General features: G+C 54.8%; 7 protein-coding genes. 6 read left to right on the top strand and 1 reads right to left on the bottom strand.

Annotated features, from left to right (window positions below; genetic code table 11):
- The first annotated feature begins 926 nt into the window (after positions 1–926).
- The 4 genes from C7534_RS06670 to C7534_RS06650 all read left to right on the top strand — a co-directional run bounded on the left by C7534_RS06670 (position 927) and on the right by C7534_RS06650 (position 8,617).
- Complete coding sequence (locus C7534_RS06670; protein WP_109785334.1) at positions 927–3,695, top strand: class I SAM-dependent DNA methyltransferase; 2,769 nt, start codon at positions 927–929, stop codon at positions 3,693–3,695.
- A 51-nt stretch (positions 3,696–3,746) separates the two neighbouring features.
- The gene (locus tag C7534_RS06665) at positions 3,747–5,861 is read left to right on the top strand and encodes a DEAD/DEAH box helicase (protein WP_109785333.1); all 2,115 of its coding nucleotides are present in this window, start codon (positions 3,747–3,749) and stop codon (positions 5,859–5,861) included.
- On the top strand, positions 5,854–7,044 hold the full coding sequence (locus C7534_RS06660) for a GIY-YIG nuclease family protein (protein WP_109785332.1): 1,191 nt from the start codon (positions 5,854–5,856) through the stop codon (positions 7,042–7,044). The genes C7534_RS06665 and C7534_RS06660 overlap by 8 nt, the downstream gene beginning before the upstream one ends.
- A 1,111-nt stretch (positions 7,045–8,155) precedes the next feature.
- Entirely contained in the window at positions 8,156–8,617 is a 462-nt protein-coding gene (locus C7534_RS06650; RefSeq protein WP_046031248.1) for a DUF4234 domain-containing protein, read from the top strand.
- A gap of 79 nt (positions 8,618–8,696) precedes the next feature.
- On the opposite strand, the gene C7534_RS06645 is transcribed toward C7534_RS06650, so the two are convergent.
- On the bottom strand, positions 8,697–9,140 hold the full coding sequence (locus C7534_RS06645) for a hypothetical protein (RefSeq protein WP_046031249.1): 444 nt from the start codon (positions 9,138–9,140) through the stop codon (positions 8,697–8,699).
- A 263-nt stretch (positions 9,141–9,403) separates the two neighbouring features.
- On the opposite strand from C7534_RS06645, the gene C7534_RS06640 reads away from it, so the two are divergent.
- Both C7534_RS06640 and C7534_RS06635 read left to right on the top strand, forming a co-directional pair.
- Positions 9,404–10,462 (top strand): PDDEXK nuclease domain-containing protein, encoded by a 1,059-nt coding sequence (locus tag C7534_RS06640; RefSeq protein WP_109785330.1) that lies wholly within the window; start codon positions 9,404–9,406, stop codon positions 10,460–10,462.
- A 68-nt stretch (positions 10,463–10,530) separates the two neighbouring features.
- A complete protein-coding gene (locus C7534_RS06635) occupies positions 10,531–11,505 on the top strand; it encodes an alpha/beta hydrolase family protein (protein ID WP_109785329.1) in 975 nt (324 codons plus the stop codon).
- Positions 11,506–11,530 lie beyond the last annotated feature (25 nt).

Genomic DNA, 11,530 nt, shown 5'->3' with positions numbered 1-11,530 from the left:
AAAGTGTAGAAATGTGGTAGGCCTAATTTTTTTATTTCCTCATATAACCCTACATAAACCTATATAACCCACACTCAAAAAAAGAAGTGTGGTAAATCTAGGGCACTCCCACTCTGTCACCGACACCTAGGCAGCCACCCAAGTCTCACACTGACACCGGGCGCTCGCCTTCGACGAAATGTTAACGCGCCGGTAAAGGCAGGCCGCTTACCCTGAATGCACTCACCGCTTGCAGACAGCCCTTGGTATTAGTGGGACAAACATGTCAGCCGTCGATCGCCTGCTGGCATGCTCGCCAGCGCACCTACTGAAACGAGGCTTAAAAGATCAAGACCTGGCCGAACAATGCGAAACGCATGCACGCTACGCTGCCAGACTGATCCGCAGTCACCCGAAGTGTGGAGCGCCACCACCCGCTGCTAACCACTCGAAGATCACCCGCCCCCCACTGAAGTAGTAGCACGCCAATAGCGGGCTACATATACCCCCCCCGGTATAGGTACTGACTTTCCACCTTTTGTCGCGGGTACATTCGGGCGCGACATTCGCCGACTTTGTGGCGTAAAAAGAGTGACCAGGAAACTGAAAAAACACCTGTCTTATTTTCATTAGGGCACACCAGAAACAACCAAATCCGCCATTTTTCTGGCCCAGCCAGGAGGGCTGCAGAAAACACGGGGAGGTCTGAGACTTTTTTCGCATGGCAGAACCGCCTTCCTTTATCATTCCGGCATCGTGTTCCCGGTCACTGACTTAGGGCGTTCGGCGGGTGGAAAGCAACATCCGGAAAACCGATGCGGCTTAATTGCAGGTGCTGAAAGCAAGCCGACAGAACGGCATGTGCTGGCCGGAATATAACCATCAGAAAAAATCTTGCGGCTAAAAACGCCGCCTTCGCGCATCGGCGATCTGGACAGTGGTAAACCATGAATGCATTAGAAATTGAGTCCGCCATATCGGATCTGGCCCTTGAGCCCTTTGACGCAGCAGAGTTTCCGTTCACCTTCTTGGCCGCGTTCGACAACAAGGAAACCACGCTCAAGCGCCTGCGCGCCGGCAACAACAACGCCTCGGACGTACCCGGCGGCGTACTACTGCGCAGCAACATTCATATCGCTGCATGCGAGCCCGGCACCGTAAGCGAAGCGCTCAAGGCGTTGCGCGACAGCCCGGCCACCACAAAAGCCAAAGCCAAGTTCATCCTCGCTAGCGACGGGCAAACGTTGGAGGCCGAAGAGCTGATCACGGGTGAAACCATCACCTGCGCCTACCCAGACTTTCCCAACCACTTCGGTTTCCTGCTGCCGCTGGCCGGCATCTCCACTATCAAGGAGATCAAGGACAACCCCATCGACGTGCGCGCCACCAGCCGCCTGAACAAGTTGTACGTCGAGCTACTGAATGAAAACCCAGACTGGGCCAAATCCGAACGCCGCCATGACATGAACCACTTTATGTCGCGGCTGATTTTCTGCTTCTTTGCCGAAGACACCGATATCTTCGATGGCGATAGCCTGTTCACACGTACCGTGGAACGCTGGAGCGAGCGCGACGGATCTAACACCAGCCAGGTGCTGTCGGAAATCTTCCGTGCCATGAACATCAAGCAGGCCGAGCGCGTCACTGCTCAGACGCGTCTGCCCAGTTGGGCCAACACCTTCCCTTATGTGAATGGCGGCCTGTTCTCTGGTAGCACCGAAGCGCCACGCTTTACGCGGATGGCGCGCACTTACTTGCTACACGCAGGCAACCTGAATTGGCAGAAAATTAACCCCGACATCTTTGGCAGCATGATCCAGGCCGTAGCCGATGATGAAGAGCGCGGCGCGCTGGGCATGCACTACACCAGCGTGCCCAATATCCTAAAAGTGTTAAACCCACTATTTCTGGATGATTTGCGTACTCAACTGGAGGCAGCCGGTGACAACAAAGCCAAGCTGCTCAACCTACGCAAGCGCATGGCGCATATCCGCTTATTCGATCCGGCTTGCGGCTCTGGCAATTTCCTGGTCATCGCCTACAAACAGATGCGCGAGATTGAGGCGGAGATCAATCGCCTTCGAGGGCAGGCCAACAATAAATCGGAAATCCCACTGACCAATTTTCGCGGCATCGAGTTGCGCGACTTTCCGGCAGAAATTGCCCGGTTGGCACTGATCATTGCCGAATTTCAGTGCGACGTGTTGTACCGCGGCCAGCAGGATGCACTGGCTGAGTTTTTACCGCTGGACTCACAAAACTGGATTGTTTGTGGCAACGCACTGCGGCTCGACTGGCTAAGCATCTGCCCGCCTACGGGCACCGAGGTGAAGTTAGTAGCAGATGACTTATTTAGCTCTCCGCTCGACCAAGCCGAGATTGAGTTTGACAACGCAGGCGGTGAGACATACATCTGTGGTAATCCACCGTATTTGGGAGGTAAAGGGCAGTCGCCGTCACAGAAGGCAGAGCTTGCGAGTGTTTTTGGCTCTCACGAGAAAAACGGCGAGCTAGATTACGTATCGGCTTGGCTATTGAAAGGAGCGGAGTATTCGGCTTCAAACTCTGCCGAGGTCGCTTTTGTAGTCACAAACTCGGTGAACCAAGGCGCACAGGTTCATCAGCTTTGGCCGCGAATCTTCAAACTTGGAATCGAGATCTCCTTTGCTCACAAGGACTTCAAATGGTCAAACAATGCGACCAAGAATGCAGCTGTTATTTGCTCCATAATCGGATTAAGGCCGCGTGGGCGAAAGCAGAAAATCTTGACTGAAAACGGTCTTGCAAGGGAAGTGTCTTGCATTGGACCTTACTTGGCCTCGGGAAATGAAATAGTCGTATTTCAGTCCCTCTCACCCATTTCAGAATTAATGCCAATAATTACAGGGAACAGCCCCTACGATGGAGGCAACCTGATTCTGTCAAGCGATCAAAAAGAGGAATTGGTAAATAATCACCCAGAGGCCATTCACCTAATTAAACGGCTATATGGTTCAAAAGATTATTTGAATGGCGAGCAGCGTTATTGCCTCTGGTTAGATAATACGAGTAGCCCTTTGGCAGAATCTATTCCAGACATTAAACATAGAATCGATAACGTTCGTAAATTCCGCTTGGACGGTGGGGATGTCGCCCGAGGTATTGCATCACGACCACATCAGTTCCGCTATACACACCAAGCCAAATCACATCTTATAATTGTTCCGCGTGTCTCGTCTGAAAGGCGAACGTATATTCCCTTCGGCCTTCTTTCGAGCGACTGCATAGTTGGGGACTCCGCGCAGGCCATATATGACGCAGAAGTGTGGCACTTGTCCATTCTTCTTAGCCTGTTGCACATGTCTTGGGTTCGGGCGCTTGCTGGACGGCTAAAAACTGACCTGCGCTATTCGTCAGCGCTCTGCTACAACACGTTCCCGATGCCTCTGCTCACCGAGCAAAACAAGGCAGATCTTACAGCCAGCGCAGAGAGCATTCTTTTAGCCCGCGAAGCCCACTTCCCCGCCACCATCGCCGATTTGTATGACCCGGACACCATGCCGGATAACCTCCGGCGTGCCCACGAGCACAACGATGAAGTGTTGGAGCGGATTTACATCGGCCGCCGCTTCAAGAACGACACTGAGCGACTGGAAAAGCTGTTTGACCTCTATACCAAGATGGCGACAAACACAGCGAAGGCCACACCGAAAAAGCCACGAGGGAAAATGGCATGAGCTACACCCCTGCTAGCCTGACAACCTCACCCTCATGGAGGATGAATCACCGTGACTGACACTACCAACCCGACCAACAGCTACACGGTGCCGTCGGTATCCATTACTACAGCGCACACTGGGGCATCCAGCAAGGCCAATGAGTTGGGCATGCGCACCATGCAGGAGCGCGCCTATACCAAGCGCGGCGAACAGTACCTGCTGATCAAATCGCCCCCCGCATCGGGCAAGTCCCGCGCACTAATGTTTATCGCGCTGGATAAGCTGCATAACCAGGGCTTGCAGCAGGCTATCGTCGTGGTACCCGAACGCTCTATTGGCGGTAGCTTTGCCGATGAGCCGTTGAGCCAACATGGCTTTTACTGGGACTGGCAGGTGGAACCACAGTGGAACCTATGCAATGCCCCTGGCATCGATGAGCCGCGTGTGGCCAAGTCCAAGGTAGGCGCCGTACGCGCCTTCCTGAACAGCAACGACAAGTCGCTAGTCTGCACCCATGCCACCTTCCGCTTTGCCGTGGAAGAACTGGGCATCGAAGCCTTCGACAACCGCCTGATAGCCATCGACGAGTTCCATCACGTTTCCGCCAACCCAGATAACAAACTCGGCAGTCAGCTGAGCGCGTTCATAAGCCGCGACAAAGTGCACTTGGTTGCCATGACCGGCTCCTATTTCCGGGGTGACAGCGAGGCGGTGCTGGCCCCAGAGGAAGAAAACAAGTTTGAGACAGTGACGTACACCTACTACGAACAGCTCAACGGCTACCGCTGGCTCAAGTCGCTAGATATTGGCTACTTCTTCTACACCGGTAGGTATGTGGATGCGGTCGCCAAGGTGCTGGACCCGGCGCTGAAAACCATCGTCCATATTCCAAACGTAAATTCCCGCGAGAGCCTCAAAGACAAGGAGCGTGAGGTCAACGAGATCATGAGTTCGCTGGGCGATTGGCAGGGTGTCGACCCTGCCACCGGTTTCCACCTCATCAAGGCCAAAGATGGTCGCACACTGAAAGTGGCCGACCTAGTGGATGACAGCGATGCGTCCAGGCGCTCCAAAGTGCTCAGTGCACTGAAAGACCCTGCGCAGAAGAACAACCGCGACAACGTGGATGTGATCATCGCACTGGGCATGGCGAAGGAAGGCTTCGACTGGATCTGGTGCGAGCATGCGCTGACCATCGGCTACCGTTCGAGCCTGACCGAAATTGTACAAATCATTGGCCGCGCCACGCGTGATGCCGAAGGCAAGGAGCGCTCGCGCTTCACCAACCTGATCGCTGAGCCAATGGCCGACCAAGCGGCTGTAGCTGAAGCGGTGAACGATATGCTCAAGGCCATTTCCGCCAGCCTGCTGATGGAACAGGTGCTCGCCCCGCGCTATGAGTTCACCCCGAAAGATACCGGGCCGAAAGAAGGCTTTATTTACAACGGTGGCGAGGGCTATCAATCAGGTGGCACCAATCTGGGAGTGAATGAAACCACAGGCCAGTACCATGTCGAAATCAACGGCCTGACCACGCCGCAAAGCACAGAAGCCACGCGCATCTGCAAAGACGACTTGAACGAAGTGGTAACCAGCTTCCTGCAGGACAAAACCGTGCTGGAACGCGGCCTATTCGATAAGGAAAACACCCTACCCGAAGAGCTGACCCAACTGCGCATGGGCAAGATCGTGCGCGAGCGCTACCCCGACTTGAGCGACGTCGACCAGGAAGCAATCCGTCAGCATGCCATCGCAGCCATGAACATTACCCAGCAGGCCAAATTGATGTTGTCTCAGGCCGATGCCAATGAGAGTGACACCTTAAAAGGCAGTACAGCCCTGCTGGAAGGCGTGCGCAAATTCGTTAACGTGCGCGAGCTAGACATTGATCTGATCGACCGCATCAACCCCTTTGATGCCGCCTATGCGGTGCTGGCGAAGGCGATGGATGAAAAATCCCTGCGCCAAGTGCAGGCCAGCATTGCAGCCAAGAAGGTGAGCATTCCCGAAGACGAAGCACGAGACTTGGCAATGCGCGCGCTGCAGTTCAAAAACGAGCGTGGCCGGCTGCCAGACATTAACTCCGCCGATGCTTGGGAGAAACGAATGGCTGAAGGTGTGGTTGCGTTCGCACGTTACCGCGCCCAAGCCAAAGCGGCGCAAGGAGAATCCGCCAATGGCTGAAATGAACGATGACGACCTGCTAAATGCGCTGGGCGTAGAAGTACCCTCACTCAAGACAGCCACTAAAACTCCTCGCGGAGAACGCATCATCGCTGGCTTCGAGGACATTCAGCGGTTCTATCAGGCCCATGGCCGCGCTCCACAATATGGTGAAGACCGAGAAATCTTCGAGCGCTTGTACGCCGTGCGCCTGGATCAGCTGCGAAAGTCACCGGAAGCACAAACCCTACTGGCAGGCTTGGATAATCAAGGCCTACTGTCAGGTGCTGCGGTAGCCACGGTAAATGTGGATGACCTGGATGAGGACGCTTTGCTAGCCGAACTGGGCATCGGCAGTGAGTTCGTCGACCAAGACGATATCACCGTGCTGCGGCATGTGCGTACCAGTGCGGCAATAAAGGCGGCAGAAGAAATTGCCGCCCGGAACCCATGTAAAGACTTCGAGAGATTTAAGCCACTGTTTGATGAAGCGGAAGCAGGCCTGAAGCAAAAACTGTGGGTAACCAAACCCTTTGGCAAGAACGCCAGCATCGAGGCCGGGGACTTCTTCATTCTGAGCGGACTCATTGCTTATGTCGCCGAGGTGGGCGACACCTACAAGACGCCAAATGCGGAGACGAATGGGCGTCTGCGTGTTATCTACTCCAATGAGACGGAAAGCGATCTGCTATTACGATCCTTGCAGCGGGCGCTCTACAAGGACAGTGACGGGCGCGCCGGGGCTAGGCTCATCAAGGTAGATTCCGGCCCCCTATTCAGCGACATAGCCGAGCCGGACGACATCGAGGCTGGCACTATTTATGTACTGCGCAGCCAGTCCAGTCACCCATTCGTAGCCAAGCACCGCGAGCTGATCCACAAGATCGGCGTCACCGGTGGAAAAGTGGAAACCCGCATCGCAGCGGCGGATAAAGATGCCACTTACTTGCTGGCAGATGTGGAGGTGGTCGCTACTTACAAGCTGCACAACCTGAACCGCACTAGGCTGGAAAACATCTTCCACCGCCTGTTCGGTGCGGTGCAGCTGGACCTAACCATCGAAGACCGCTTCGGCCATCCGGTCAAACCTAGGGAGTGGTTTCTGGTGCCGCTGCATGTGATCGATGAAGCGGTTGAGCGCGTTCGGGATGGGTCGATTACCGATTTTGCGTACGATCCGCAAACAGCTCGTCTGGTCAGATAAAGCTCATACAGTCGGCTCCGGGCGCAACTTACCTGTTCCCCGGATAGGCAGTTAGGGCGTTAATGACATCTCCTTAGGTTCCAGAGTGTGTAAAAACGCAGGCATCGTTTTGAAGTCTGCGTTGCAGCGTAAAATCTGGCAGCGTTTGGTTAATCAGCAGACGTGAAATTTGCGTAGCGACGCGATTTTTGTTTCGGTTGTGTCCGCCAAAACAGCTCTAAACGTTTTTACAAGCCTACGCCGGTAGTTACCCGCTCACGAAAGACCAAATATGTTAGAGGTGATTTCACAGCAGTGGATAGTTAGGACTTCAGCCTGCGCCGGGCCTTAAGGTACTAAGACAGCTAGCTACCATCTGACCTACGCTTGCATAAAGCTAGCAGTGAGGTGAAAGGTCATGCGATGCACTATCAGCGAAATCGCTCGCCGCGTGGGCATATCGAAGGCCGCGATCATTCAGGCCCGGAAGCAAGGACGCCTTCCCGAGTCGCTGTTCACGCTGAACGAGCAAGGAATAACCTGCATCGCGGATGCTGAATTGGCAGAGCAGATGCTCCAGGGGACTATTGGGCTCAGGATCCGGAGCACGCTGCGTATTCTACGAATGTAATGCATCCCTATATTGTTGGCTTTAGCTGGGATGTGTAGGGCAGTATGGGGAACCAAGACCGGGATTACTTTTCGTTTTGGGGGCATTTTTGGGGGCATCTCAGGATACCTAACCATAAAATCCCTAATAACAACAAGTAGTTAGGCGTGCAGTTCGGTTCCGTCTCTGGCACCAAATACCGAAAACCCTGAATCGCAAGATTCAGGGTTTTTTTATGCCTGCGATTTGATAACGGCAGAAAACCACAGCACAGACGCCTGAAACATTTCCTTTTTTTGATCCAGTCCAGTGATAGCTCCGTGCTATCATTTTTCGCGTACATGGAAGATGGTCAGCATCGATCCCGACGCCCCCCGCATTCGGATCAATCGCCACAGGCTAGAGACAGCGCAAGGAGTGCGTGCTTTTCACCCCCTCCCCGCAGAACACCTTCTCCCCTGCAGGACGATTTGCCCCCCCTTTCAAGCACGCCCTCCCCTCGATCCTGAACATGGAACCGTTATGTCTGACATCAATGAACTCAAAGACAAGATCAACACCAAAACCTTGAATATGGTTTTGCTGTCGGTCGCAACCTTCGGGCTGTACCTGTTGCTGTGGCTGGTCAGAACCAATCAGAAAATCAGCGAAACCACCAAGATCAAACTGGTCGATAACACCTACATTATCTGGCTGGCCGTCTGCCTTGGCTGGAGCCACGCGTTGTCCAATTCAGGCGAGGTACTGTTCGAAGCGTTGTCGGGCATTCTGATTATTGCGACAAACGCCCTGTATATCGTCTGGGCGTTCAAAGCCAAGAATGCCTTGTCGGAATACGCCCTCAGCGAGCACAAAATCGATCTGCGTATGAACGCGTTCTACACCTTCTTCCTGAACGTTTTCTACATCAACTACTGCATCAATGACCTGCCAGAAGAGCAACGCAAGCAACAGATCCTGCGCGGTCAAACGACGCAGGCCTGATGCGACCGACAGGCGAGCAGTCTCAAGACGACTGCCGCCTGTTTGCTCAAGGTATAACGCCGGTCGTTAAAGAAACCGATCAGCTGTTCCAGTGAAAAACCAGGTTGCGCGCTGCGCCGCTACCAATGTCTGTCGTATCCCGCCGCGTTTCTCCATTGCGAGTCGCAACAACGGTGTATTTGCCAGGAGGCAGCTGGACATAAACCAGCGGGCCAGCCTGACTCAACGTCAACACTGTTTGCCCCGCTGCTTTCTGAATCACCACCTCTACATCGGGTATGTATTCATTCCCGGACCCGACAGAAAACGTCATGTGCAGGTTGTAACCCGACGTCTGCTGGATGGCCTTTGATTCATCCTCACCGATACCACCGTTCAGGTAAGTGATGCCGTTCTGCGCTTCACGCTGGACCTGTACGCCTGCGTTATCAACAGGATCAAGACTGGCCGCCGGCGCGATCCCTGGAAAAACCAGCACACCGACAGCGATGAGGGGCAACATGAATGAATGGAAGTTTTTCATGATGACGACTCCCGGGCTCTGTAGAACCCTATCGTTACCCCTTTTTAGACGCCTCGCCGAAGGCCAGGGTTTTAGATTGATTGGTACTTTGGCTCACGGCGAAATGGACTACAGGTTGTATTCCACAAACGTGCTCTGACGTCGGCTTGCTCCTGCAAAACGGATCCGGCATTTCCTTGCGAATCACCAGCGCCATCCTGCATCGCCGAATGACGCTCCCTTGTCATCCTCTTTCGCCTGTTCCTTCAGCCGCGGAAGACTCCATGAGCCTCGTCAAATCCGATCACCTGCATGATCCACAACTCGCCTCACTGGTGGGCAATCTTGGGGAGCTGATCCGTCAGGCACGTCAAAAGGTGCTGCGCGCGGTCGATACCGCTCAAGTACAAACCTGCTGGCAGATCGGGCGGCATATTGTGGAGTTTGAGCAGGAGGGGGCCAGAAGGGCAGGTTATGGCAAGCAGTTGCTGTCAATGCTGGCGAAGGTTCTGACAGCCGAGTTTGGGAAAGGCTTTGATGCCTCCAACCTTCGTTATATGCGCCTGTTCTATCAAGCATTCCCAATGTGTGACGCACTGCGTCACGAATTGAGCTGGACCCATTACCGCCGCCTGTTACGAGTCGACAATGACCACGCTCGCCACTGGTACATGAACGAATCAGCCATTCAAAACTGGTCCAGCCGTGCGCTGGAGCGCCAGATCAACACGCTTTACTACGAGCGCCTGCTGGCGAGTCGGGACCGCGATGCCGTCAAGGATGAAGCAGATACCAATATCCAGAAAATGCGCGCCAGCCCCAGGGATTTCATTCGTGACCCCGTCGTACTGGAGTTTCTTGGCCTGCCCAACGCAGGTCAGGTGCTGGAAACCGAACTCGAACAAGCACTGATCAACCAACTTCAGGGCTTTTTGCTCGAACTGGGCAAAGGATTTGCCTTTATCGCCCGACAGCAACGCATCAGTACCGACAGCAAAGACTTTTACATCGATCTGGTGTTCTACAACTATCTGCTCAAGTGCTTCGTCATCTTCGACCTAAAGCGCGGCGAATTGACCTGCCAGGACGTCGGCCAAATGGACATGTATGTGCGCATGTACGACGAGCTCAGACGAGGACCGGAGGACGGCCCCACTGTCGGTATCATTCTCTGCGCCCAAAAAGATGAATCAGTGGTGCGTTTTTCAATCCTGGAGGGTAATGAGCAACTGTTCGCCAGCAAATACAAACTGGTGCTGCCGAGCGAAGAGGAGCTTCGTGCGGAGCTGGATCGGGAGCAGGCAGCGCTAGAAGAACGACTGCTTTATCAGAAATCACGATAGTGCCGGTGGATTGCTCCCAAGCAACGTGAAGACTATCGTTAGCGACTCCGCGCAAAGGCCCGAAACCTATGAATGTGCAGGACATACCGCCATTGGCGCCGGCTGAGATTGAGCTGTCGCAGCCCACCCTGGCTTGCGGCGAACCGTTCAAGGAGCCCGCCGCAGATGGCTTCATGCTCGGCGGCTTCACGTGGCGGCACGCCCCGCAGGATGCAACCCGCCCGGTCGTTATCATCAACGCCGCCACCTCGGTACGCTGCCGCCACTACTCGCGTTTCGCCGATTACCTGTTCGCCAACGGTTTCGACGTGATCACCTTCGACTACCGAGGCATCGGTGAGTCCCGCCCCACCTCAATGAGAGATCTCGACGCTTCATGGTCCGATTGGGGCGCACTGGACTTTGAGGCGATGCTCAGGCGCGCTCAGCGAGAATTCCCCGGCCAGCCCTGCGATGTCGTCGGTCATAGCTTTGGAGGCTGTGCAGCGGGCCTGGGAGCCTCTGGGCGTGTCATTCGGCGCTTGGTGACGGTAGGCGCTCAATTTGCTTACTGGCGCGATTACGCGCCGGCCCACCGCTGGCGAATGTTTGGCAAATGGCATGTAGTGATGCCGCTGGTGACGATGCTTTATGGCTACTTTCCCGGAAAACGCCTTGGCTGGCTGGAAGACACGCCTGCCGGCGTCGTGCATGACTGGAGCACGCCCACCGCCCGCTACGAAAAACGCCCCAGCGGTCGCGTCATCCACGCCAGGGACGGTGGGCTCCCGTTCGCTAACGTCAGCGCAAAAACCCTGGCCATCAGTATCAGCGACGATCCTTACGGCACCGTTGCGGCCATTGAACGCCTGCTCGGTTACTTCACCGGCAGTACAAACACCCACCTGAGAATCGCCCCCGAAGACATCGGCGAAAAAGAAGTCGGACATTTCGCCTTTTTTCGCAGCGCATACCAAGCCACACTATGGCCCATTGCATTGTCCTGGTTGCAGACCGGCGAACTGGCCCCCGATACCCCCGGGCGGCAAGTCCCGCGCAACTGAGCCCCTCAACGAATTACGGAACGAC

Origin of the sequence: Pseudomonas sp. OV226, from assembly GCF_003148705.1 — a bacterium.
GTDB lineage: Bacteria > Pseudomonadota > Gammaproteobacteria > Pseudomonadales > Pseudomonadaceae > Aquipseudomonas.
The sequence above is the reverse complement of the archived record's forward strand: the minus strand, read 5'-3'. Positions and strand labels throughout refer to the sequence as shown.

Coding starts and splice junctions, on each gene's coding strand:
- C7534_RS06670 (WP_109785334.1), top strand. CDS start 927: ATGAATGCATTAGAAATTGAGTCCGCCATATCGGATCTGGCCCTTGAG.
- C7534_RS06660 (WP_109785332.1), top strand. CDS start 5,854: ATGGCTGAAATGAACGATGACGACCTGCTAAATGCGCTGGGCGTAGAA.
- C7534_RS06650 (WP_046031248.1), top strand. CDS start 8,156: ATGTCTGACATCAATGAACTCAAAGACAAGATCAACACCAAAACCTTG.
- C7534_RS06645 (WP_046031249.1), bottom strand. CDS start 9,140: ATGAAAAACTTCCATTCATTCATGTTGCCCCTCATCGCTGTCGGTGTG.
- C7534_RS06640 (WP_109785330.1), top strand. CDS start 9,404: ATGAGCCTCGTCAAATCCGATCACCTGCATGATCCACAACTCGCCTCA.
- C7534_RS06635 (WP_109785329.1), top strand. CDS start 10,531: ATGAATGTGCAGGACATACCGCCATTGGCGCCGGCTGAGATTGAGCTG.